This is a genomic window from Novosphingobium mississippiense (assembly GCF_044029535.1).
Lineage (GTDB): Bacteria > Pseudomonadota > Alphaproteobacteria > Sphingomonadales > Sphingomonadaceae > Novosphingobium.
The window spans coordinates 186,385-210,055 of sequence record NZ_CP147003.1 but is presented as its reverse complement, the minus strand read 5'-3'; the positions used below and the strand labels follow the sequence as shown (position 1 = coordinate 210,055).

The 23,671-nt window shown below is 64.1% G+C and carries 18 protein-coding genes and 1 riboswitch; of the genes, 13 read left to right on the top strand and 5 right to left on the bottom strand.

The window, feature by feature from the left end; translation table 11 throughout:
- Positions 1 to 63: 63 nt before the first annotated feature.
- The 8 genes from WBP06_RS19490 to WBP06_RS19455 all read left to right on the top strand — a co-directional run bounded on the left by WBP06_RS19490 (position 64) and on the right by WBP06_RS19455 (position 8,605).
- Positions 64 to 1,158, top strand: coding sequence for a family 43 glycosylhydrolase (locus WBP06_RS19490; protein WP_395336337.1), 1,095 nt, complete (start codon positions 64 to 66; stop codon positions 1,156 to 1,158).
- Between the two features lie 224 nt (positions 1,159 to 1,382).
- Positions 1,383 to 2,120, top strand: a complete 738-nt coding sequence (locus WBP06_RS19485; RefSeq protein WP_395336335.1) for a FadR/GntR family transcriptional regulator — start codon at positions 1,383 to 1,385, stop codon at positions 2,118 to 2,120.
- Positions 2,121 to 2,160: 40 nt separating this feature from the next.
- The gene (locus WBP06_RS19480; RefSeq protein ID WP_395336332.1) at positions 2,161 to 3,099 is read left to right on the top strand and encodes a Gfo/Idh/MocA family protein; all 939 of its coding nucleotides are present in this window, start codon (positions 2,161 to 2,163) and stop codon (positions 3,097 to 3,099) included.
- Between the two features lie 188 nt (positions 3,100 to 3,287).
- Positions 3,288 to 4,676: a hypothetical protein gene (locus WBP06_RS19475; protein WP_395336329.1), complete on the top strand. Its 1,389-nt coding sequence runs from the start codon at positions 3,288 to 3,290 to the stop codon at positions 4,674 to 4,676.
- Positions 4,676 to 6,157, top strand: a complete 1,482-nt coding sequence (locus WBP06_RS19470) for an acyl-CoA reductase (RefSeq protein WP_395336327.1) — start codon at positions 4,676 to 4,678, stop codon at positions 6,155 to 6,157. Before WBP06_RS19475 ends, WBP06_RS19470 begins: the two co-directional genes overlap by 1 nt.
- An 11-nt stretch (positions 6,158 to 6,168) precedes the next feature.
- Entirely contained in the window at positions 6,169 to 7,098 is a 930-nt protein-coding gene (locus WBP06_RS19465; RefSeq protein WP_395336326.1) for a LysR family transcriptional regulator, read from the top strand.
- 20 nt (positions 7,099 to 7,118) lie between these two features.
- Positions 7,119 to 7,865, top strand: coding sequence for an SDR family oxidoreductase (locus tag WBP06_RS19460; RefSeq protein WP_395336324.1), 747 nt, complete (start codon positions 7,119 to 7,121; stop codon positions 7,863 to 7,865).
- Entirely contained in the window at positions 7,862 to 8,605 is a 744-nt protein-coding gene (locus WBP06_RS19455; protein WP_395336321.1) for an alpha/beta fold hydrolase, read from the top strand. Before WBP06_RS19460 ends, WBP06_RS19455 begins: the two co-directional genes overlap by 4 nt.
- A 224-nt stretch (positions 8,606 to 8,829) precedes the next feature.
- On the opposite strand, the gene WBP06_RS19450 is transcribed toward WBP06_RS19455, so the two are convergent.
- A complete protein-coding gene (locus WBP06_RS19450) occupies positions 8,830 to 10,668 on the bottom strand; it encodes a M14 family metallopeptidase (RefSeq protein WP_395336319.1) in 1,839 nt (612 codons plus the stop codon).
- Between the two features lie 22 nt (positions 10,669 to 10,690).
- Complete coding sequence (locus WBP06_RS19445; RefSeq protein ID WP_395336317.1) at positions 10,691 to 12,871, bottom strand: TonB-dependent siderophore receptor; 2,181 nt, start codon at positions 12,869 to 12,871, stop codon at positions 10,691 to 10,693.
- A 376-nt stretch (positions 12,872 to 13,247) separates the two neighbouring features.
- Positions 13,248 to 13,492: riboswitch (cobalamin riboswitch) on the top strand.
- A 185-nt stretch (positions 13,493 to 13,677) separates the two neighbouring features.
- On the opposite strand from WBP06_RS19445, the gene WBP06_RS19440 reads away from it, so the two are divergent.
- From WBP06_RS19440 to WBP06_RS19420, 5 genes are all read left to right on the top strand, one after another.
- Positions 13,678 to 15,816, top strand: coding sequence for a TonB-dependent receptor (locus tag WBP06_RS19440; protein ID WP_395336314.1), 2,139 nt, complete (start codon positions 13,678 to 13,680; stop codon positions 15,814 to 15,816).
- A gap of 104 nt (positions 15,817 to 15,920) precedes the next feature.
- Positions 15,921 to 16,100 carry a hypothetical protein gene (locus WBP06_RS19435; protein WP_395336312.1) on the top strand — a complete coding sequence of 60 codons (180 nt, stop codon included), beginning with the start codon at positions 15,921 to 15,923 and terminating at the stop codon, positions 16,098 to 16,100.
- On the top strand, positions 16,097 to 17,608 hold the full coding sequence (locus WBP06_RS19430; protein ID WP_395336310.1) for a PepSY-associated TM helix domain-containing protein: 1,512 nt from the start codon (positions 16,097 to 16,099) through the stop codon (positions 17,606 to 17,608). Before WBP06_RS19435 ends, WBP06_RS19430 begins: the two co-directional genes overlap by 4 nt.
- On the top strand, positions 17,605 to 17,856 hold the full coding sequence (locus WBP06_RS19425; protein ID WP_395336308.1) for a hypothetical protein: 252 nt from the start codon (positions 17,605 to 17,607) through the stop codon (positions 17,854 to 17,856). Before WBP06_RS19430 ends, WBP06_RS19425 begins: the two co-directional genes overlap by 4 nt.
- A 98-nt stretch (positions 17,857 to 17,954) precedes the next feature.
- Positions 17,955 to 18,281, top strand: a complete 327-nt coding sequence (locus WBP06_RS19420) for a hypothetical protein (RefSeq protein WP_395336306.1) — start codon at positions 17,955 to 17,957, stop codon at positions 18,279 to 18,281.
- A 126-nt stretch (positions 18,282 to 18,407) separates the two neighbouring features.
- Here the strand turns inward: WBP06_RS19420 and WBP06_RS19415 are convergent, their stop codons facing one another.
- Genes WBP06_RS19415 through WBP06_RS19405 form a run of 3 tightly spaced genes read right to left on the bottom strand, consistent with a single transcriptional unit; the run spans position 18,408 to position 23,638 of the window.
- Complete coding sequence (locus WBP06_RS19415; RefSeq protein ID WP_395337523.1) at positions 18,408 to 21,629, bottom strand: glycoside hydrolase family 2 TIM barrel-domain containing protein; 3,222 nt, start codon at positions 21,627 to 21,629, stop codon at positions 18,408 to 18,410.
- Between the two features lie 23 nt (positions 21,630 to 21,652).
- Positions 21,653 to 22,489, bottom strand: a complete 837-nt coding sequence (kduI, locus tag WBP06_RS19410; protein WP_395336304.1) for a 5-dehydro-4-deoxy-D-glucuronate isomerase — start codon at positions 22,487 to 22,489, stop codon at positions 21,653 to 21,655.
- Positions 22,490 to 22,501: 12 nt separating this feature from the next.
- Positions 22,502 to 23,638 (bottom strand): glycoside hydrolase family 105 protein, encoded by a 1,137-nt coding sequence (locus tag WBP06_RS19405; protein ID WP_395337521.1) that lies wholly within the window; start codon positions 23,636 to 23,638, stop codon positions 22,502 to 22,504.
- Positions 23,639 to 23,671 lie beyond the last annotated feature (33 nt).

Below are 23,671 nucleotides of genomic sequence, written 5' to 3'. Positions count from 1 at the left end.
ATCTTGACAATGATGGCCAGAAGCGATCTGTTTGGGGCAACAAAGCACCAAGGGAGACGGAAATTGGTTCGGAGCAAATCGCGCTTCGCCGCCACGGCAGCGCTTGCAGCGGCATCGGCCGCCATTATGCTTTCGTTGGCTCAGACGCCGGCCGCGGCTCAGGCGCAGGGTGGCACGACCGCACCGCGCGCCGAAGTGGTGCCCGGCGCACCGGAGACGCCCTATGTCGATCCCGACAAGGCGTACCTTTTCGCGCACATGACCAAGGAGCACTACGGCGTGCTCTACTATTCGGTCAGCCGCGACGGGTTGCACTGGCAGCAGATCAACGGCGGCAAGCCGGTGTCGGCAGATTACCACGGCCACGCATCGATCGCGCGCGGTGGTGACGGGCGCTATTACCTGGTCGGCAACAAGAGCGACGACGATCCGTTCATCCGCTTCTGGGTCTCCGACGATCTCGTCAGCTGGAAGCCTTACGGCACCTATCGCCCCGACCTGCAGAACATTCCCGGCCTGCCCCACGCGCTGCAACGGATCGGCGCGCCCAAGCTGTTCTTCGACAAGCGTTCCAACCAGTTCCTGCTGACCTGGCACACCGCCACCGTTCCCGGCGTGCCCGAGGATCCGGAACGCTACTGGGCCAGCCAGCGCACGCTCTATGTCCAGTCGCCCGATCTCAAGCGGTTCGAGAAGGCCCCGCGCCGCCTGTTCGACTGGGACATGGCCACGATCGATACTTTCATCCAGCCCGAAGCCGACGGCAGCGCCTATTGCGCGGTGATCAAGGACGAACGCTACCCCAGCTACAACTGGACGACCGGCAAGACCGTGCGGATTTCCTGCGCCAAGGACCTGCTGGGCCCCTACCCGCCGCCGGGCCCGCCGATCAGCCCCAACTTCCGCGAAGCCCCCACCGTGATCCGCGCGCCGAACGGTGAGGACTGGCTGATGTATTACGAGCAGTATGCCGGCACCAGCTATGGCCTGTCCAAGGCGCCGCGCCTGTCCGGGCCGTGGTTCCAGGTTTCGGGCAACTCGGGCGTTCCGGAATGGAATCGTTACGAGATGCCGGCGGGCCTGCGGCACGGGTCCATGATCGAAATCAGCAAGGCCCAGTACGATGTGCTGGTGAAGGCGTTCCCGGGCGACAAGTAAGCGCCCCCGCCTTCTCTTGCGCTGCTTGCGGAGCCTTCGCGCCGACTTCCTGCCACGGGCGGAAGCGGCGAAGTTGGCTCCGCCGGCAGGCGATAAATTTACTGTAATCCTTCTATAGGAATTATCATATCAATTGACTTGTCGTGCGAAACCCCCTTGTCTGGACAGGCGACACCCAAACGACCCGCCCTGGCGGTCGGGCCGTTACAGTTAAGGACAGCGTTTTGGCAGGCCCCTCCCCTTTCCTCATCGACGAGCCAGTGTCGCAGCTCGGTCGCAATCTGACGTACGGACTGCTTGACAGCATCGGGCGCGCTATTGTCACGGGTCAGTTTGACAACGCTGTCTTTCCCACGGAAGCTGAGCTTGCGAAGCAGCATGGCGTTAGCCGTTCGGTCACGCGAGAGGCGGTGAAGATGCTGACCGCGAAGGGCCTACTCAGCGCGCGTCCGCGCCAGGGGACCACGGTTCAACCGACTTCCTCATGGAACCTGTTCGATACCGACGTGCTGCGCTGGATGCTGGAACGCCAGCTTTCGGTGGACCTGCTGCGCCAGTTCAACGAGCTGCGCGTCGCGGTCGAGCCCGAGGCAGCGGCACTGGCCGCGCAAGTCGCGGGCGAGGATGACATCAAGCGGATCGACGAAGGCCTCCAGCGCATGCAGGCGGCCGAACGCGGGCTGGACGAACCGCTGGATGCCGACATCGCCTTTCACGTGGCGGTCCTGCGCGCGTCGAAGAACCCCTTCTACATCCAGTTGCGCGATGTGGTGAGCACCGCGCTGCGCACTTCGATCCGTTTCACCAACCGCATCAAGGGCCGCACCGCCGACGTGGCGGAACATGCCAAGGTGCGGGACGCGATCGCCTCTCGCGATCCGGCGGCAGCACGGATCGCCATGCGCCGAATCATCGGCGACGTGCTCGACCTGATCGAGGTTCGCCTGCCTTCGGACGAGTGATTGCTTTTTCGGCGGGGCGCAGGCCCTGCCGGTTACCCATATGCAACAAGGAACTACCGTGAAGCCTGTAAGATTGGGCCTGGTGGGCATCGGCAAGATCGCCCGCGACCAGCATCTGCCCGCCATCGCCGACGACGACCGCTTCGTGCTCGCCGCCACCGCCAGCCGCCATGCGCAGCTGGAGGGGATCGACGCCCATCACGACATTGCCGACATGGTGGCCGGCCGCGCGCTGGACGCCGTATCGCTCTGCACGCCGCCGGAAGGACGCTATGAGCAGGCGCTCATCGCGATCGAGGCTGGCCTGCACGTCATGCTGGAAAAGCCGCCGGCCGTCTCGCTCTCGCACATTTCCGAACTGAAGCGCGCCGCCCGCCGCGCCGGGGTGACGCTGTTCGCCACCTGGCATTCGCGCGAAGCCGCCGGCGTCGAGCCGGCGCGGGCCTGGCTGGCCGACAGGGAAATCCGCGAAGTCCGCATCGAGTGGCGCGAGGATATCCGCCGCTGGCATCCGGGACAGGAATGGATCCTGGCGCCCGGCGGGTTCGGCGTGTTCGATCCCGGCATCAATGCCCTGTCGATCGCGACGGCCATCCTGCCCCATGCGCTGCTGCTGCAACGGGCAACGATGGACGTGCCCGAAGGCCGCGCTTCTCCGCTGGCCGTCCGGATGGACATGCATTGCGGCGCGGCGCCGGTCCACGCCCACTTCGACTTCCTGCAAACCGGTCCGCAGACCTGGACCATCGAAGTCGATACCGATGCCGGCACGCTTTCCCTGACCATGGGCGGCAGCATCGTGCAGTTCCCGGGAGAACAACCCCGGACTGAGCCGGATCGCGAATATCCGCGCCTCTATGCGCGGTTCGCCGAACTGATCGCGGCCGGCGAGAGCGACGTCGACGTGCGTCCGCTGCGCCTTGCTGCCGACGCGTTCACGATCGCTGAAAGGCGCATCATCGAACCCTTTTCATTCTAAACATTGGTTTTCCGCGCTGCCCCATCAGGTCATTCCACCTGATGGGGCAGCGCCCTGAGCGGCGCAGACACATTTCCGCCCTCATCTGGCCAGAGGCATTGCCTATGGCGCCAAGATAGAAATCGCGCCTTCTCCCGCGAACCCGCCAGCCTATCCTCCCGTCAACAGTTCGATGAGAGGATGCAGCAATGACCATCAGCCTGCTGCCGGACAATCCGGCTGCCTGGACCTATCGGCGCTTCGAGGAGCTTTATGCGATCCCGCGGGAGGAGCGCGAAAAGCTTCAGCTGGAAGCGGTACGCATCAATTTCGCGCGACTGCGCAACCGCATTCCGGCGCTGAAGAAGCTGGCCGACCGGCAGGGTGTGGATGCCATCGAACGGATCGAGGACGTGCTGCCGGTCTGCTTCGACCACCGCGTGCTCAAGAACTATCCGATCCAGATCATCGAGAACCGCGATTTCGCCAAGCTTACGGGATGGCTGGACAAGCTGACGGCGCACGACCTGACGCGCGTGGACCTGACGGGCGTGACCACGATCGAAAAGTGGCTGGCCCGGCTTGAAGCCTATGGCATGCTGGTCACCTATTCCAGCGGGACCACCGGCAAGCTTTCGTTCGTGCCGCGGTCCTATGACGAACTGGGGCCGTGGAAGTACCACTTCTTCAGCGTCAATCGCGCCTCCAGCGGCGTCGATCCCTGGACCACCAGGCTGCCGACCTTCTTCCCCGGCTATCGCGGTGGCTATCAGACGATGCTCAAGATGATGAGCCTGTTCAATGTCGAGATGGCAGGCGGCGAGGCGCACTACCACACGCTGTACGACACGCACATTCCCGCCGATCTCATGGCCCTGTCCGGCCGGCTTCAGGCCGCCGAGGACAAGGGCGAGGTGATGAGCCTGGGCCTCGATCCGGCGCTGCTCGAACAGCGCGAGCAGATGCTGCGGCAGGGCCGCAGCCGCGAGGGCGACATGGAACAATGGTTCGGCAAGCTGATCCGGGACTATCGCGGCCAGCGCGTCAAGATCGGCGGCACGTTCGCGGACCTCTACCGCGTCGCGCGCGCGGGGCTCGACAAGGGGATGACCTGCGAATTCGCACCCGGCTCGATCCTCCAGGGCGGCGGCGGCATGAAGGGGTACAAGGACGCCCCCGCCGATTGGGAGGAACAGGTGAAGGCGTTCTTCGGCGTCGAGCGCCTAGGCAACCAGTACGGCTTTTCCGAATGCATCGGCAATGCGCCGCTCTGCGAGCACGGGTACTTCCATTTCCTGCCCTACACCGTGCCCTTGCTGATGGATGCCGATGGCAAGGCTCTCCCACGTGAGGGCGTGCAGAAGGGTCGCCTGGCGCTCGTCGATCCCATTCCGACCTCGTACTGGGGCGGTTTCGTCTCGGGCGACGAAGTGACCATGCATTGGGAAGAGGACTGCCCCTGCGGCTGGGGCGGCCCCCGCGCCGCGAAATCGATCCGTCGTTTTGCCGAGAATGAAGGTGGCGACGACAAGATCACCTGCGCCGGATCGCAGGCGGCCTACAACGAGTTCATGGAATTCGTGGCGGGAGAGGCCTGATGGACCGAAACGTGCTTGAAATCCCGATCATCGCGCGTGGCCGCATCATCATGCCGGGCGAGGATGCCGTAGAGTACAAGGGGCGTGGCGGCGCCGATTTCCGCCAAGCCGATCCGCATCTCCATATCCATGATCTCGTCCTGAGCGATACTGCCAGGCTGCGCGACCTGCACGACACGCCGATGCGGGAGATCATCGACCTTTTCGCCGAACTTGGCACGCAACTGCGGCTGGACGACAACGAACTGCTCCAGCAGAGCTTCGCGCTAGCATTGCAGGCGGGTGGGCTTGCCGAACCCATCCTGCGCGGCGTGTACGACGCCCTGCCCCACATGTTCGAGCGGGCGATGATGACAGCCCTCGTCGAAAAGACCATCGGCCTCGATTACATCGACGGATGGGTGCCCGGCAGCGGCCCTTACGGCAATGTCAGCATCCGCGCGGTCGGCACTCGCCAGCTTCACATCACTGCGGGGAACGTTCCCGTGGTCGCAGCCATGACCGTCGCCCGCGCGGGCCTCACCAAATCGGACATCCTGATCAAGTCGCCGTCCAACGACCCGTTGACCGCCAATGCCATCGCCCGCACGCTGATCGACCTTGCACCCGATCATCCGGTGACGAAGCACATCGCCGTCGCCTATTGGAAGGGCGGAGATGAATTCATGGACTCCCAGATCGTGCGCACCAGCCGTATCGACAAGATCACTGCCTGGGGCGGGATGAGTTCGGTGCGCCACATCCAGAAGTTCCTGCAGCCCGGCATCGACCTTACCGCGCTCAACCCGAAGTATTCGATGTCGATGATCGGCCGCGAAACCTTCGAGAGCGAGGCCGCGATGGAAGAGGCGGCGATCGGTCTGGCCACGCTGGCCGGCTTCTACAACCAGACCGCCTGCGCGAACACGCGACTGGTCTATGTCGAAAGCGATACGGATGACGCCTCGCTGGAGCGCGTGATCGCGCTGGGCCGGCGCATGGTTGCCGCCTACGACCTGTTGCCGCCGCTGCTTTCCGTTCCCTTTACGGCGCCGAACCGTGAACTGGAGGCGGAAATGGCCGCCGTCGCGCTGGAAGACGATTTCTATCACGTGGAAGGCGACACCCTGAAAGGCGGCTTCATCGTCTCCAAATTCAACGATCGCGTGGAGTTCTTCGACAAACTGAACAACCGCGTCGTCAATTTCGTGCCGGTGGATGACCTGAGTGACGTTCTGAAGTGGTGCGATGACACCACCCAGACCGTGGGCATCTATCCCGAGTCCATCCGGCCGCGCATCCTCGATGCCTTCGCACTGGCCGGTATCCAGCGGCTGGTTTCGCTTGCGGGCGGAAACCCGATGACCGTCTATGCCAATTCGCACCACATGCCGCCGGGCTCTCCGCACGACGGCATAGAGCCGATGCGCCGGTCAGTCCGATGGGTTGTCGACATGCGGCCCGCCGAGCAGGGCGCTGCGCTCGAAATCGCCGCAGAGTAGCCACCGGGCCGATGGAAACCGCGCATCTCAAGGCATTTTTGAAGATTTCCGAACACGGTTCGATCAGCCGGGCTGCGGAATCGCTGGGAATTGCCCAGCCTTCGCTCAGCCAGCAGCTGCTGCGGCTGGAGGACGAGATCGGTTTCAGCCTGTTCGAGCGCTCCGCACGGGGCGTCGTCCTCACCGAGGCCGGGCAGGTCTTCCGGGAACGCGCGCGCCAGATACTCCAGGCGACCGAGGAGGCTATCGCCGATGGCCGCCACTTGCGAAACGATCTGCGGGGACAGGTCGTCCTCGCGGCACCGCCCTCGCTTACCCGGCTGGTGGGCGCAAGGCTGATCGGCGCGCTTACCGCGCAGTCCGCATCGGCCAGCGTCCGGCTGGTCGATGCCTATGGTGGCAGTATCAAGGGATGGTTGGAGGCCGGCAAGATCGACCTTGGCGTTCTCTACGAAGGCCAGGCCATGCGGCATCTTTCGGCACGGCTCCTGTGCCGGGAAGAGCTGTTCCTGGTCGGCCGGCCCGATCTGCTGGAAGGTCTTGGCGATGGAGAACGCGCACCGCTTGCGGTTCTGCGTGAACATCCCCTCGCCTTGCCAGGAATGCAGCACGGATTGCGCCAGTTGCTCGAAAGGGAGGCCGAGCGCGAAGGGTTCGAACTGCGGGTCCGGCATGAGGTCGACTCGCTCGACGTGACGATGTCGCTGGTCGAAGGGGGCGCGGCCTGCAGCGTCCTGCCCTGGTCGGTCGTCCACGCCGGTGTCGGCACCGGGATACTGCGCGCCATTCGTCTGGGCGGCCTCAAGCGAACGATGGTGATCGTTCGCAACCCATCGGCCGTGCTGACCCATGCCTCGGTCCGCGTCGAAACGCTGCTGCGGCAGACGCTGAAGGAGATGGCGGCCGAAGGAACGTGGCGCGGCGAGCCGATCGACGACTGATCAGGGAAAGGGAAGCGGAGATGAGAGGCGGCAATCTGGCCGGAAAGGTCGCGCTGGTTACCGGCGCAGGACGGGGGATCGGCAGGCAGATCGCGCTGCGGCTTGCAGAAGAAGGGGCCAGCATTGCGGTCCACTTCAGCGGCAGCGCAGCCGGCGCGGCAGAAACCGTCGACGCCATCGTCGCGCGCGATGGCCATGCGGTCAGCCTGCAGGCTGACATCAGCAAGCGTGCCGAAGTCGAACGACTTTTCCGCGCGATCGACGAAACTTTCGGCCGCCTCGACATCGTGGTGAACGGCGCCGGCGTCAGCGGCGGCGGGCAGCTTGCCGATCTGGACGAGGCCCAGCTGGAATGGATGCTGGGCGTCAATCTGCGCGGGCCGCTCTACGTGGCATCGGAAGCGGCAAAACGGCTGGGCGAAGGGGGACGCATCATCAATCTCTCGTCCAGCCTTGGCGAGTTTCCGATGGCAGGATCCGGGATCTATTCGGCCACGAAAGTCGCGATCAAGAGCTTCACCGAAAGCTGGGCCAAGGAACTCGGCCGCAAGGGCGTGACCGTGAATACCGTGATCCCCGGCGCCACCGCCCCCGGCATGATGGACCAGGCCCCCGCCGAAACCCGCAGGTTCTTCGAACAGGCATCGCCATTCGGACGGATCGGCACTGCAGAGGAAATCTCGGCCGTCGTCGCCTTCCTCGCCTCACCCCAGGCCAGCTGGGTGTCGGGAGCGCACATTCTGGCGAACGGGGCGGCCAGCACGTGACGACGATCGTCCTGGTTCATGGCGGCGGTCATGGCGGCTGGTGCTGGGCACCCGTTCGCAAGCTTCTCCAGGCCGCCGGGCATGAGGTTTTCGCGCCCACGCTCAGCGGCCTTGGCGACCGGGCGCACTTGCTTTCGCCGGAACTGGGGCTGGAAACCCACATCAACGATATCTGCGGCTTGCTTGCATTCGAGGATCTGACCGAGGTCGTTCTCGTCGGCCACAGTTATGGCGGAATGGTGATCACGGGGGCGGTCGACCGGGCCCATGAACGGATCGGTCACCTCGTCTATCTCGATGCCGCGATCCCCCACGACGGCGAGGCCTTGGTGGATATTTCTCCCGGTCTGCTGCAACTTGCCGGCGCGACGCGGTTCGTCAGCGGTACCAAACTGGGCTTGTGGCCGGACGAAGCGGCAAGCGCGATCTACGGGCTTGATGACTGCCCCTTCAAGGCATGGGCCATGCAGCGGCTCACGCCGCACCCCTGGAAAACGATCACCGACCGCTTGCATCTGAAGCACGCCGATCGCCTCGCACAGATCCCGCGCACGATCATCAATTGCGCCGCGACACTGGCGAAGCGGCCGCAATCTCTGCGTCACCGCTGGCAGCAGGGCCGTGTCCTGGAGATCGAAGCCGGCCATGACCTGATGCTGACGGAGCCCGCCAAGGTTTACGAAATACTCACCGAGATTGCAGACGGTTCCCATCAGCCGAGCGGACACTGCGCGGCCTGAAGCAATCCCGGTGCATTGGCGGCGTCGTCAAGCGGTGGGCAATCAAGACATCGGCAAGGACGGACACCCCAGCGCAGCGAACGCACAGCCAAACTGCGGCAAAAGTATGCGCGAAAAAGACGATTGAACCACGGCGATAGCGGGTTGAGACGCAGCCCCGGTCCTTGCGGCGGCCGAACACTCAATGCGGTTTCGGTACCTGTCGTGCTATCACAGACCGCCGATCAATCGGCCTTGGGCGTAGCGACCCCCGCTTCCGCTACCTCCCTCCACACAGGATAGGCAGCGCTGGAGACACCGCGATACGGCAGTCGTTCCTTCAGCCACGCCAGCCGCGAATCGGGGCTTGCGGCGAATACCGGGTCACTGGCGAGCCTGCGCTCGAAAGCGGCTTGGACGTTCGCATCGGATGCCAGCAGGGCGTCCAATATCGGCGCCATTACGAAGTCTTCCGTTCCGGCCGGTTTCGACAGGACTTCGGGAAACAGGCCCCAAGCCAGGAAGCTGTCCTGGCTCTCCGGTTCCAGCAGCGCTGCCGCCAACAAACCCAGCGGCTGGTCGGACGGCACCCGCACGGTCCCGGCCGGAATTGTCACCACTCCCTGCTCATGGGTGAAACGCGCTTCCAGCGGAATGCGGCCGTCGTGCGCTTTGGCCAGCTTCGCATCATGGAGACGCACCGTGTCGACCGAGAGGGGCCGTTCGGCCTCGATCGTCTCCAAGCGGATCCCATGGAGGCGCAGCTTCGCGATCACCTCGGTCTGGGCCGCCGGGATCAACCAGGCGCGCGGCAGTTGCACGAATTCGGTCGCATCCTGGCCAATGACAGGCATGGGAAACGTGATCCGTTGCCCGGTCCAGCGCTGCTCCATCCGGCCGGTCGCCGCAGACGGATAGGTTTCGAAAGCGATCCCCTTGAACTGGTCCACCCAGCCGATCGGCTTCTTCGCAGGCGTCCAGCGGGTCAGCAACTGCGCGGGTCTTTCCGCGCGGTCCAAAGCCTTGGCCTCGGCAAGCCGCCCGGCATCCCGCGCGGCGAGCTTGAGCGCGGCTTCCAGCAGGACATAAGTGCCGAGCACGCGCTGGCGATAGGGCTTGAGCATATGGTTTTCGACCAGAACGGTCGGAACCCCGATGAAATCGCCATAACCGGTCGAATAGCGCGGACCTTCCGGGCTATAGCGGATTCCTGCTTGCGGATTGCGCGTGTCGATCGGGCTGGGATAGATGATCGGCTCGTGCCCGGCCCTGGTCAGCGCGTCGTGCACGGCCGGGCCGAAGCGCTGCTCCAGCCAGAGCGCCGTCGCCCGGTGGCGCGCATATTTGCCCCAACCGGCGTAAGTGTAGGTCACATCGTACTGCATGTCGAAGCCGCCGCTGACGTGGCAATCGATGTAGAGCGCCGGGTCCAGCTGTCGCAGCAGCGCGACCATGGCCCGCACTTCGGGCGTATCGAGTTTCGCGTAATCGCGGTTGAGGTTGATGTTGCGGGCATTGCCCTCGGTGCCCTTGGCCTCTGGACCGCGCACGTGAAGGAAGTTCCATGGGCTTGCCCGCTCGTGCCCGTCGATGTTGAGGATCGGCACGAAGACAAGATCGACCTTGTGGAGCAAGTGCGCCTTGCCACGCATCGCGATGTCGCGCAGCAGCATCAGCCCGGCGTCCTTCCCGTCGATCTCGCCCGAATGGATGCCCGCCTGCACCAGCACGACGGGTTTGCCGATGCCGCCCTTGCCGATCGCCGAGTTGCTCGCGCGTACCATTAGGAGATCGCGCCCTTCCCCGGTCTTGCCGAAGCTCTCCACGCTGATAAGCGGTGAGGCCTTTTCCAGCTTCTCCAGCCAGCGGCGCACTTCGTCATAGCCCGGCGTCGTTCGGAACCCCGCCGCTTCCGCCGGGGTAATCCAGGGATCGCCGGCCGGAACAATGCGCTTTTCGCTTGCGCCTGACCACGCCAGCGCGGGCGGCAAGACCGTGGCAGGGGAAAACTCCTCCGATGCGCCAGCAGCGGCAGCGTACAAGGCAGCGGCAAGAGCGACGGCGAGAGTGCCGAACTTCAGCATCGAATTGTCCTTGAAAGGGAAATCAGAACTTGGCGCGCAAACCAACGGTGGCGGTGCGCGGCGCGCCGGGCTGCACCCAGAGCGGCGAATAGCTGTTGGCGTACCAATGCGCGTCGAACAGGTTGGTGACCGATCCGAACAGTTCGAGGTGGTCCATCAGGTCCACCTTGCCGAACAGACGGAACAGCGTGTGCGTGGGCAATGTGAAATCGGTGCCCGTCTCCCCCGAACGCTGGCCGACATATTGCATGCCCGCACCCACCTGCGCCTCGCGCTCGCCGATGGCGAACGATCGCGCGACCTGCAGGTTCAGGTTGTGCCTGGGAATGTTCACCAGCGGATCGCCCGGCAATACCTGGAATGCGGTGTTGGGATCCACCATGGTCGAACGCGCTTCGGCATCGACGAAAGCATAGCTCACCAACACGTCCCAGCCGCCCGGCAGGCGGCCGCCCAGATCGAACTCCACCCCGCGGCTGCGCGCCTTCCCGATGGCGAGCGAATAGCCCGGCGCATTGGGATCGGTGGCCAGCACGTTCGACTTGGTCAGTTGGAACGCCGCCAATGTCCCGTTCAGCACGCCTCCCAACAGGGTGATCTTCATGCCGGCCTCGACCGACTCGCTGGTCTCCGGGTCGAATATCGTGCCACTCACGTCCGTGCCCACGTTGGCGCGGAAGCCCTGCGCATAAGCGGCGTAGGCCGTCAGCGGTTTGCTCAGCTTGTAGACCGCACCCACCTGAGGGCTGAAACGGCGGTGCTGCCGGTCACTGTAGACATGGCTCAAGCGGTTGTCGGTCTCCAGCGTCAGATGATCGTAGCGGCCACCGATGCGCACTTGCAGGCGCTCGCCGATCTCGATCTGATCCTGCACATAGGCCCCGATGGAACGCTGGCGATCGACGCGGTCCATCATCGTCGAGCCCACTGGCAAGGGGAAGCGTCCATAGACCGGATCGAGAATGTCGATCACGTTGCCCTGCTGTTCGGTCGGATTGGTGCTCAGCAAGGGCGGGCGAAAGCGCAGGAAGACCTGATCATAATCGAAGCTGTCGTAATCCGCGCCGATCAACACCCGGTGGTGGAGCGAGGCGGTTTCGAATTCGCCGGCAAGCTCCGCGCGGACCACGTAGTGCCGGGCATCGTAGCGTCGCGATCGGCGCTGGCGCGAAAGCGATCGGCCGTCGGAATAGAGCGCCTGCCGCGAGGCGACCGTCTCCGCGTCCGAGGAAAAGCCGGTGAGCAGCGTATCACGCAGGCTACCACCAATCAGCAGGCTCAAGCGATCGCTGAACTCGTGCTGCAGGCGTAGCTGGTGGCCGGTGGCGCGGGCCACGGTGTCACCGTCTCCCGGCTCGCCAAGGAACCGCGAACGCGGCACCGTATCGAAGTTGTCGTTCAACACGACGATGCCGCGATCGAACGGCACCGCCACGCGCGTCTTCTCGAAGTCGTAGGTAAGGCGGATATCGGGGCCGAGTGTCAGCCCGACCGAAGGCAGGAAGCCCCAACGCGACTGGTGGACGTGATCGCGAAAGGTATCGCCATCCTCGGCATAGCCGATCAGCCGCACGGTGAGCCCTTCCGTGAGCGCAAGATTGATGTCCGCCTCGCCGCGAACCCGATCCCAGCTGCCATACTGGATCGATGCGGTGCCGAACGAGCGGCCCAGCTCCGCCTGTTTGGTCACGAGATTGATCGAGCCGCCCGGCTCCCCGCGCCCGATCAGCGCCGCAGCCGGGCCTTTCAGGACTTCGACCCGATCGATTCCGGCGGCGTCGCGCTGCCCTCCGAAACCGCGCCCCCCGTTGAAGCCGTTGACGAGGTACCCGCTCGGCATGTTCTCATCGCCGGCGAAACCACGGATCGCGAAGGAATCCCACAAGCCGCCCAGCGTGTTCTGTCGCACCACCGAGGCGTTGAGATCGAGCGCATCGGTCAGACGCTGGATGCCGTTCTGCTGCAGCGTCTCCGCCGAGATTTCCGCGATCGACTGCGGGATTTCAGAAACCGCGAAGTTCCCGCGATAGGCCTGACGCACGCCGGTGACGGTAATGGCCTCGCTGCGCTCCTCGGCGTATCCCTCCTCATCGAGCAGCGCTTCTTCGGCCAGCGCCTCGCCCGTCAGCGGGTAGGGCGCCAGGGCCAGGGCGAACGGCATGGCGCTGGCCAAAAGCCTGCGGTCCTGCGTGAAACGAAGCATGAAATCCCCACGAAGATATGTGCCAAAGAGCGCGCATCACCCTTGGTCGCGGGGGCTTCTGTCAGGGTGGTGATGATGCGTCAATGATATGTTGCATCATATCATTGTTAAGCACCGCTTTGCGCGGAATAGCAAAATTCCTTCGTTTTCCAGCAACATGACGGAAACCTATGATGCCCTTCCCGCTTCAAACATGATTGAGAATCTGGCTGCGCCTTCAGGAAGCACGCGGCGCCGATGGGCCACTGCGTAAACTCACCGTTCCGCTCGGCGGCGAACCGATGAAACGCCGGGGAAGGAAAATCGGGAATCTTCCTCGTTCGACGAGCGACTTGAATTCTCCTTTTACAGGCCATAATGACGCCTCGTCTCTGAAAAGAGACAAGATCGCGTTGGTGCTTCGAAAGAAGCTTAAAAGGGAACGCGGTGAGAGGGCTGGTCCCTTGAAGCCGAGGCTGTCCCTGCAACTGTAAGCGGTGAGCGCGATGCACATCACGCGGCGGGGCAAGGCCCCCGCACGCAGCCACTGGGCCGGACGCTAACTCCTGCGAGGCCTGGGAAGGCCGTGCATCGAGCGATGACCCGCGAGCCAGGAGACCTGCCAGCGTCCGGTCGCTCTTGCCTTGGTCCAGGGGATGGCCGCGGCACGGTGTACTCCGTCTGAGCGACGAACTTGCGGCCAGGCCGCAACGGCGGGTTTCGCCGGCCGCTCGTTCGCGCCCGGATTCCGCCGCTGCACCCGTGCGGGGGACGCCCCTCTCGCGGGACCTGTCCGTTCGACTGAGCAACGCAACGGGGGTTACATTATGAATACCATCACACTTCTTTCCGGGCTGCTGCGTGCCGGCGCATCGTTCGGCGCACTGGTGGCCGCCGCCACGTCGGCGCAGGCGCAGGACGCCGAAACGGATGCCACCGAGAGCCGCGCCGAAAGCATCGTCGTCACCGCGCGCAAGGCCGGTGTCCTGCAACTCGGCCAGACCGCCGACGCCTCCAGCCGTCTGGGGCTGACGCCCATGCAGACGCCCGCCAGCGTCGACGTCATCACCAAGGAGATGATACGCAGCCTGGGAGATCGAACCGTCGTGGCCGCCGCAGCACGCGCACCGGGCCTCATCAACAACAGTTCGGCCTTCGGCTATTCGCTCAGTTCGCGCGGCTTCACCGGGTACACGTCGGTGATGCAACTCTACGACGGGATGCGCGTCTACACGACGACCACGCAGACCTTCCCTGCCGACCCATGGATGGCCGAACGTATCGAAGTGCTGCGCGGTGCAGCCTCGGTGCTTTATGGCGAGGGCGGCATCGGCGGCGCCATCAACGTCGTGCGCAAGAAACCCAACACCGATCACTTCGAAGGCGAAGTGCGCCTCAGCGGCGGTTCCTTCGATACCTATGCGGCGGCGGGCGGCATCGGTGGACCGATCGGCGACAAGCTCTCCTACCGGGTCGACCTCAGCTACAATCGCTCTGACGGGTGGATGGAGCGCGGCCAGTCGCGCAGCCTAGCGCTTTCGGCCGCCTTGCGCTGGCAAGCGAGCGATGACCTCGTGCTGACGCTGACCCACGATCGTGCCGATCTCGACCCGACGATCTGGTACGGAACTCCGCTCCGTGACGGCAAGCTGGTGCGCGATATCCGCAAGAAGAATTACAACATCGCCGACCGTTCGCTGCGCTTCGACGATGCCTGGACCCAGGCCAAGGCCGAATGGACGCCCGCGGATGGCGTGACGATCACCAATGTCGCCTACTACCTCACAGGCTACAAGCATTGGCGCAATGCGGAAGGGTACGCCTGGTCCGGTGACCAGATCCGCCGATCCAGCTATCTGGAAATCTTCTACAAGACCAAGCAATGGGGCGATCGCTTCAACGCCGTTTTCGACCACACGCTGTTCGGGCTGGATCATCGCCTCAGCCTGGGCGGCGAATACAACACCGGCGACTTGCTGCGCACCGACAGTTCGCCGAACACCCGCTCCGATCTGATCGATCCCTATGACTTCACGCCCGGCACCTTCCTCGATGGCGCCTTCGGCACCCGGTACAAGTACAAGACCGATGTAGAGCAATGGGCGCTCTTCGGCGAAAGTCGCCTGTCGTTCTCCAGCAGGCTCTCGCTGGTATCGGGTCTTCGCTACGATCGTCCGACGACCCAGCGCCATGACGCGCTCGATCCGACGGCCGATTATACCGCGCATTATCCCAGCACCAGCTGGCGTATCGGGCTGGTCTACAACCCGATCGATACGATTTCGCTCTACGCGCAATATTCGACTGCCGCCGATCCGGTAACGGCATTCCTCACCGCCACGCTGGCACAGACGAACTTCGACGTCTCCACCGGCGAACAATGGGAGGCCGGCGCCAAGGCCACTTTCCTGGGCGGCAGGGGCGAGTTCACGCTCTCCGCCTACCGCATCGTCAAAAAGAAGATTCTGACCCGATCGGCCACCGATCCTACGATATCGGTGCAGGTTGGCCAGCAGTCGTCCTATGGCCTCGAAGCCTCGTTCGGACTGGCCGTGACGAAGGATTTCAGCATCCTTGCCAACGGCACGATCCTGTCTGCGCAGTACGACGATTTCGACGAATTGGTCGGCACCGCCCTGGTCAGCCGAAACGGCAACATGCCGATCGGTGTGGCGGACCGGGCGGCCAACTTGTGGCTCTCGTGGCGGCCACTCCAGCCGCTGCACCTGGACGCGGGCCTGCGTTACGTCGGCAAGCGGTACTCCGACGCTGCCAATACCCGGCGCATCCCCGCCTATGCACTCGTCGATGCCTCGGCCCGTTACGATCTAGGCGAGAAAACGAGCGTGACGCTCAATCTGCGCAATGTCTTCGACAAGATCTACGTCCAGAACAGCTACTCCACCTCGCAGTGGATTCTGGGTGAGCCTCGCAGCGTCGCCGCGACGTTCGAGCAGCGGTTCTGACCGTGGCGGCAAGGCAGGACGCTGATCGGCGCAGCATTGCAGCGCGCATATTGGCGGCAACCGTCGGGGCTTATGCCCTGTGTTACGTCTGGATCGCAGCAGCGGTGAGGCTCCTGCCAATGGATGCGGTGGACGCCAACATTCTCGCCACCTGCTTCGCTTTCGTATTGTTCGTGGTGGTGATCTTGCGGGCGTTTGCTCTCCGCAGCGCCCTGCGCGTGTGGCTGGAACTTCTGGCCGGAACGGCGCTGCCACTCTGCCTGATGCTGGGAGGCGTTCGGTGAAGGATACCCTGCGCCAGTCGATGGGCTGGCTTCATACCTGGTGCGGGCTGCTGTTCGGGTGGGTGCTGTTCGGGGTACTGCTGACCGGTTCGCTGGCGGTGTTCTATACCGAGATCAACCTCTGGACGACGCCCGAGCTAGGTTCTCCCGTCGCGATCGATCGCGATATCGCGGTGCGTATGGGGCGCGATTATCTCACCCGCGTCGCGCCCGATGCCCGGCAATGGCGGATCGTGATCCCCACCCCGCGCGAGCCGGTGCTGCGGCTCGTCTGGACCGACCGCGCCGGCAAGGCCACCACGCACAGGCTAAACCCGCAGACCGGCGCGCGCATCCCGCGCGATATGGACGCGGGCTTCTTCTTCATGCGCTATCACTACACGCTGGGGATCGATCGCAAGTCGAGCCAGCTTGGCTTCCTGATCGTCGGCGCCGCAGGACTGGCGATGCTGGTCGCGTCGATAAGCGGCGTCATCATCCACAAGCGCATCTTTCGGGATTTCTTCACCTTCCGGCCAAGAGCTTCGCGACAGCGGGCATGGATGGATGCGCACAACGTACTCTCAGTGCTGCCACTGCCGTTTCACGTGATGATGGCCTACACCGGCCTCGTCCTGATCTATTACGCCTATATCCCTGCCGGCATCGCCATGCTGAACGGCGGTGACGTCAAGGCCTACCAGAGCGCGGCGGCGCAATCGCTTTACGTCGACCTGGATACTCCGCCAGGACAGCCGCAGCCTACCGTGGACTTGATGCCCTTGGTGACACGCGCCGAACAAGCCTGGGGTGGCGGGCCCGCCGTGAATGTCTACGTCAGCAATCCCGACCGGGCCAACGCCGCGGTCGAAGTCTGGCGTCAACGCGACGATCGCATCGGCAACTTTCCGGATCGCGTGGACTTCGCCGGCAGCGACGGGACACTGCTGCGTGTGCTGGTCAAGCGCTCACCCGCGCGGCAGACGCAATCGTTCCTGACCGGACTGCACTTCATCGAGTGGGGCGGCACCACCGCGCGCTGGCTCTATTTCCTGACCGGCCTTGCCAGCGCCGCGATGGTCGCGGCGGGGCTGGTGCTGTTTACCGAGAAACGTGCCCGGCGGGGTTCATCGTCGTTCCATGGGTTTGCAAGCCGGATTACCGTTGCCGCAGTCGCCGGAAACATGGTTGCCAGCGCCGCCTATCTCCTTGGCGAGCAATTGCTTCCCGCCGGCATGGAAGACAGACGTGGAGTGGCAGCCTGCATCTTCTTTACGGCGTGGCTCGCGTGCCTGATCCACGCCGGCATACGGCGATGGGCGCAAGCCTGGCGTGAACAATTGCACGCTGCCGCGCTTCTTTGCCTCCTGCTTCCGGTTGCGAGCGCGGTCGCTGGCCTGCCCCTCTGGCACAAGATAGCGCAAGGCGACTGGATCAGGGCCGGCGCGGACCTTACCGCCATCGCAATCGGCATCTGCCTATGGATTGCCGCGCGCAAAGTGTCCTCCCGAACGCGGGAGCCATCATGATCCCTTTCGCGATCCTCTCGCTTGTCCTCGCAGCGGCGGGTTTCCACGCCATCCGGCGTGGCACTGAAAAGGGAACCGGGACAGTCTCACCTGTCTGGCGAACAGGTGGAGCCATTCTGCTCATACTTGCCGGGGTGGCGATGGTCGCCGGAGCCGAGACCGTTCTTATCGGCGGCATGCTATGGCTTTTTTGCATCCTTCCGCTGGCTGCGCTTCCCGAGATCTTCGGCAGTCCGATGCGCAAGTAGGGATTGCCGGAACGCTGGTGCCGAAAACACGGAAAACACCTTGCGAAGAAGAGAAGTGGGTACCCCACTTGCGCTAGTGCGTAACAACGTCCTCTAAGGTGCCAACAACTCGGTCACCCAGTCCGCAGACGGCATCGTTCTGGACGAGCAAGACATTTGGTGTTTCCGAGGACGCCAGGCTGCGCCTTGGTACCGGCGTGGTCTATACCGGCAAGCGGCGGTTGGTGGGCAGCGCCTGGACGATCAGGACGCCGGACTACACCACGGTCAACTCGCTGGCCGAGGTAACCTGGGACAAGTGGCGCTTTTCAATCAACCCGACCAACCTCCTGAACAAGCGCTACTTCGCTTCCTGCTTGGCACGTAGAGACTGCTTCATAGGCGCACCGCGCAACGTCATGGGAACGCTTGGTTTCCGGTTCTGAACCGAGGAAACAGCGAACCCCTGGCTTGCAAGAACGCAGCCGGAGGTTCGCTGGAGCGCTTTCCAATCAGGTAGAAACCTGATGACGCGGAAAACGCGGCAAACCAAACTCCACCAATCCCCCGGCTCATTCCTCCGTATCGTTCGCCAGCTTGGCCTTGTCCGGCACGGTTCCCGGGCCGTCGAAAGCATTGATGCGGAACGTGAAGCGTGTGGGCTCCAGGCGGGTGCGATATGGGCGCATGGGCTTGCCGAATTCGCTCCACTGCGTGTCGCCGCCAACGCCCCATTGCGCACCGTCGATCAGCAGAGTGCCATGGTCGTGCGGCTGGATGTCGGTGGACTTCCACGTGCCGGGCGCGTGCCTGTCCAGATCCTCGTAAGGGAAGGCCAGCGCATTCGCCATCAACGGCTCGCCCCCCTCGACGCGCAAGCCCCTGCCCGCGCCCGACACCTCGATCCAGCGCACGTCCACCTTGTTGCCCGTCTCCTGCGGCCGGATGTAGTCGTGGTTCTGCCCCGCCAAGGGCCCACGCCAGAGGCCGATCGGCGCCGATGTCTTGCGGTCGACATAGCTTTCGTGTGGCCCGCGTCCGTACCATTCGACCGTGTCCAGATCGGTCGGCAAACTGAATTCCAGCCCCACGCGAAACGGCTGCGGCAGTTGGGAATTGAGCGGTGTGAGTTCGCCCGAAACCGCGACGGAACCGTCACCCTCCATGCGGTAGCTTAGTGCGAAGCGCGCATCGCCCTTGCCGAGATCGTAAGCGATGGCGATCTCACGCGCGCCGCCGTCGAGCGCGTGCGTCGTGACGGCCGTCACCTTGCGTTCGTGGCTCATGGCCTTCCACACGGCCAACTGGCGCTCGGTTCCGATGCCGATGTCGTTGTCCGTCACCGCGCGCCAGAAGTTCGGCGTGCCTCCCGAAGCCAGCGTCTGGCCGTTCCGCGCATAGGATTTTAGCAGCCCGGTCTTGCGATCCACCGTCAGACTGACGCCGCTTGCCGAAAGTTCGACTGCGCCGCCCTTTTCCGAACTCGATACCGGCCCCGCGACGGCTGGCGCCACGGCGCGCTTTGCCGGATCGAGCGCGAACTGCTCCCAGCCGATCACTTGCCCATCTTCTACCGCCGGCACCGTCCCCGCCTTGGCCTGGGCGCGAACCGTCACGAAATACTCCGCCCCGGCGCGACGCGGGAACGTCCCGACCGGCAGCGCCAGCGTGCCCGCCTGATGCGCGGCTACGCTGGGAGCCGGCAGCACGCCTTGCGCCACGGCAATCCCGTTCTCCAGCAGTTCCCAATCGAACGTGAAGCCGGAAAGATCCAGGAAATCGTGCCTGTTGCGCACGGTGACGCGGCCAGTCGCCGGATCGAACCCATCGAACTGGATCGGCGCATAGACCTTGCGCACTTCGAACAGCGCCGGGTTCGGCGTACGGTCCGACTGCAACAGCCCGTCGCCGAATTCGATATCGCCGCCCGGATTGGGGCCGTATTCGCCGCCATCGCCCCAATATCGGCGCCCGTCCTTGGTGTATCGGTACATCGACTGATCCACCCAGTCCCAGACGAAGCCGCCTTGCAGCTTGTCCGGATAGGCGTAGATCGTGTCCCAGTATTCCTTCAGGTTACCGCCTGAATTTCCCATCATATGGGCATATTCGCACTGGATCATCGGTTGCTTGAAGTTCCAGTTCGTCGCATAGTCGACCATCTTCTCCACCGGATCGTACATCGGCGCATAGATATCCGCGTACCAGTTGGGGCGATGGTCGCTGATCCCGTCCCACGTGCCCCAGCCCAGATAGCTGACCAGCCGGTCCGGATCGCGCGCCTTTACCGCCGCTGCCGCAGCGGCGAAGTTCGGCCCGATGCCCGCCTCATTCCCCAGCGACCAGAAGATCACCGAGGGGTGGTTCTTGTCCCGCTCCACCATGTTCACCGCGCGGCTGACATGCGCGTCCTTCCACGCGGGGTCGAACCCCAGCTGGAATTCGGCACGCCTTTCCGGATGCTTGTTGGCGTAGTCCATGTAAGCATGGCTCTCCAGGTTCGCTTCGTCCATGACGTAAAGGCCATAGCGGTCGGCAAGCTCATAGAGACGCGGATCGTTGGGATAGTGCGATGTACGGATCGCATTGATATTGTTGCGCTTCATCAACTGGATGTCGCGCTCCATCGTCTCCAGCGAAACGACGTGGAAGGTTTCCGGATCATGCTCGTGCCGATTGACGCCGCGAATGGTGATCGGCTTGCCGTTCACGGTGACAAGACCGTTCCGGATCGCGACGTTGCGGAAACCAACGCGCGCATACGTCGATTGGATGATGCCGCCCTTGGCATCGTAGAGTTCGACCAGCAGGAAATAGAGATTGGGCGTTTCCGCCGTCCACGGCTTCACCCCCGGCAGGCGGCCGGTGAGCGTGACGGTACGTTCGGCATTCCCGGCCGACACCGGTTGCCTCCCTTCCAGAACCGTGCGGTCGCCGTCCATCAGCACATAGCGCGCACTCGTCGCGCCCCCGGGCGTGACCGCCATGTCGATCGCCAGAGTGCCGGTGGTAAAGCCCTCGCCGAGCCCCGCGTGGACGAAGAAGTCTCGAATGCGCGTCTTTGGCGCCGCCATCAGGAAGACCTCGCGCTCGATGCCCGACACGCGCCAGAAGTCCTGATCTTCGAGGTAGGACCCGTCCGACCAGCGGAACACCTGGATGGCCACCGTGTTGCGGCCAGGATGGACGAAGCGCGTCACATCGAATTCGGACGGCAGCTTGCTGTCTTCCGAATAGCCGACCTTCTGCCCGTTCACCCAGACATAGTAGGCCGATCCCGCCGCGCCGATGTGCAGGATCACGTCCTGCCCGCTCCATCCCGCCGGCACGTCGACGTCGCGGCGGTAGGAACCGACCGGATTGGTCGCATGCGGGATCAGCGGACGGTTGGCGGGAAAGGGATAAGTGATGTTGTTGTAGCGCGGCTGGTCGAACCCTTCGGCCTGCCAGTCGGCGGGAACCTTGATCGATTTCCAGCCCGACACATCATATTCGGGCTTTTCGAAGCCGGCCGGCAGCGCATCGGCACTGGGGGAGAGCGCGAACTTCCAGTCCCCGTTCAACAGCAGGAACCGGGACGAGTGCGTGCGATGCCCGGCAATGGCACGTTCGCGGCTTTCGAACGGAAACCCGGTCGCGCGGGGCGGCAGCTTGCCGATGGCGTTGACGGCGGGATTCTCCCAGTCCGGACGGGACGGATCGACCTGTACCGGCTGCACTTGCGGCGCCTGTGCTTGCGCCATGGTTGCAGCCGCCGATGCGATCCCGGCTGCCGCCGCGTACCATTTCCCCATGCGAGACACCCCATTCTCCCCCGTTATCGCAGCTGGCAGATGTCGAGGACGTCCATGTCCTCATAATCCAGGTTTTCGCCCGCCATGGCCCAGATGAAGCTGTAGTTCCGTGTCCCCGCACCCATGTGCACCGACCATGGGGGAGAGATCACCACATCCTCGTTCTCCATGACGATGTGGCGCAAGTCGTCCGGCTGGCCCATGTAGTGGAACACCCGATCATCCCGCTCCAGATCGAAGTAGAGGTAGATTTCGGAGCGCCGCTCATGAACGTGCGGCGGCATCGTGTTCCAAACGCTTCCCGGCTCCAGCCGGGTCAGCCCCAGGCAGATCGAGGCGCTTTGGCAGGTGTGCGGCAGGATCAGTTGATAGATCGTGCGCGCATTGGAATTCTCCAGACTGCCGCGCTGCATGACATTGGCGTCCGCCGTGCCCACCTTGCGCAAGGGAAATGCGGCATGGGCGGGCACGCTCAACAGATAGAAGCGCGCGCCCTCACCCGCGAAGCTGACCGTTTCGGTGCCCATCGGCACGTAGAGCGCTTCATACTTCGCCAGCGAAAACGCCTGCCCATCGGCGGCGACCGCCCCCTCGCCCGCGCCGATGTTGATCACCGCCAGTTCGCGGCGTTCCAGCAGCGAGTGTCCGGCCGCGCTTTCCGGTTCGGTCTGGCGGGGCAGCGCCAGCGGCTCACGCCCCGGCACGGCGCCGCCGATGATGAAGCGTTCGCCGTGCGAATAAGTCAGCACGATCTCACCCGGCCGAAACAGGCCGGAGACGAGATGCCGCTCCCGCAGGTCCGCATTGCTGGCGCCCTGCATCATGCCGGGATGGGCGCCGTAATAGGTCTTTTCGAACAAGGATCGTCTCCGTCAGCGCGGCTTGCGGTCGAGTTCCGCCACGGCCGTCGCCGCCAGCAGGAAGGCGCCGACGCCGAAGTACTGGGTGTCGCTGGGCAGAACCTGATCGGGGCGATCGCCCACTTGCTGCACCCAGCCAAGGCGGCCGTCCGGCTGAATCGCGCGTTCCAGCGCCGCCCAGCCCTTGCGTACCACCGGTTCGTACTCGGCCCTCGGCAGCAGTCCCTGATTGATGCCCCAGGCGATGCCATAGGTGTAGAACGCCGTGCCGCTGGTTTCCGGCGGGGAGTTTTCCGGTGCGAGCAGTGACGGCGCCCAGTAGCCGTCCGGCTTCTGCAGGTTCTTGATCTTGGCCGCCATGTCCTTGAACAGCGCCTCCATCCGCGTACGGTCTGCGCTGCCGGCGTCGAGTTGCGGGATCACCCGCGCCATGCCCCCGAACACCCAGCCGTTGCCCCGCGCCCAGAATACCTTGCGCCCATTGTCGCGCCGCTCGAAGAAGCGGCTGTCGCGGTAGTAGAGATGGTCTGCCGGGTCATAGAGGAAGTCCGTGGTCGCCCAAAACTCCTTCATCGCAAACGTCAGGTAGCGGTTGTCGCCAGTCTGGCGGGACAATTCCACGAAAGCGGGCGGCGCCATGAACAGCGCATCGCACCAGCACCAGCGCTTCAGGCACTCCGTAGCGCCATAACCCTCCGGCGGGATGGCGAAGGCCAGGGTCGTGATGGCAGGCTTGTTCACCACTGTGTCGAACGCGGCCCTGGTCGGCGCCAGCGCGGCCTCTCCACCGCCGTGCCCGGCAGCCCAGACATAGGCCTGCGCGATGGCCTGATCGTCGGCGAAATAGAGGTTGTCGCCCGGGCGCCATGCGTTGCGGCGGCCCATGGCCAGCACCGCTTCGGTAATGCGCGGCGGCGCGCCGGCATCGGCCAGCGCAGTCATGCCGACCCAGAACACCGCCTGTTCCCACCCACGGGTCTTGCGCGTCTCATCCGTGGCGCGGGGGATGTGCGAGAGATCGTCGAGATGGGCGAGCTGCCAGTCGGCCAACTTCACCGCTGCGGCCAGAGGCGACTTTGCAGGCTGGGCCACGGCAGCCTTTGCCGCAGCCGATTTGGGGACCGGCTCGGCAAAAGCAGGCGTCGCCATGGCCGCACAAACGATGGCGGCGGAGATCAGGTT

What these genes read in the sequence shown, in the direction of transcription:
- WBP06_RS19480 (WP_395336332.1), top strand. Translation starts at nt 2,161, where the DNA reads ATGCAACAAGGAACTACCGTGAAGCCTGTAAGATTGGGCCTGGTGGGC.
- WBP06_RS19475 (WP_395336329.1), top strand. Translation starts at nt 3,288, where the DNA reads ATGACCATCAGCCTGCTGCCGGACAATCCGGCTGCCTGGACCTATCGG.
- WBP06_RS19470 (WP_395336327.1), top strand. Translation starts at nt 4,676, where the DNA reads ATGGACCGAAACGTGCTTGAAATCCCGATCATCGCGCGTGGCCGCATC.
- WBP06_RS19465 (WP_395336326.1), top strand. Translation starts at nt 6,169, where the DNA reads ATGGAAACCGCGCATCTCAAGGCATTTTTGAAGATTTCCGAACACGGT.
- WBP06_RS19460 (WP_395336324.1), top strand. Translation starts at nt 7,119, where the DNA reads ATGAGAGGCGGCAATCTGGCCGGAAAGGTCGCGCTGGTTACCGGCGCA.
- WBP06_RS19450 (WP_395336319.1), bottom strand. Translation starts at nt 10,668, where the DNA reads ATGCTGAAGTTCGGCACTCTCGCCGTCGCTCTTGCCGCTGCCTTGTAC.
- WBP06_RS19445 (WP_395336317.1), bottom strand. Translation starts at nt 12,871, where the DNA reads ATGCTTCGTTTCACGCAGGACCGCAGGCTTTTGGCCAGCGCCATGCCG.
- WBP06_RS19440 (WP_395336314.1), top strand. Translation starts at nt 13,678, where the DNA reads ATGAATACCATCACACTTCTTTCCGGGCTGCTGCGTGCCGGCGCATCG.
- WBP06_RS19425 (WP_395336308.1), top strand. Translation starts at nt 17,605, where the DNA reads ATGATCCCTTTCGCGATCCTCTCGCTTGTCCTCGCAGCGGCGGGTTTC.
- WBP06_RS19415 (WP_395337523.1), bottom strand. Translation starts at nt 21,629, where the DNA reads ATGGGGAAATGGTACGCGGCGGCAGCCGGGATCGCATCGGCGGCTGCA.
- WBP06_RS19405 (WP_395337521.1), bottom strand. Translation starts at nt 23,638, where the DNA reads ATGGCGACGCCTGCTTTTGCCGAGCCGGTCCCCAAATCGGCTGCGGCA.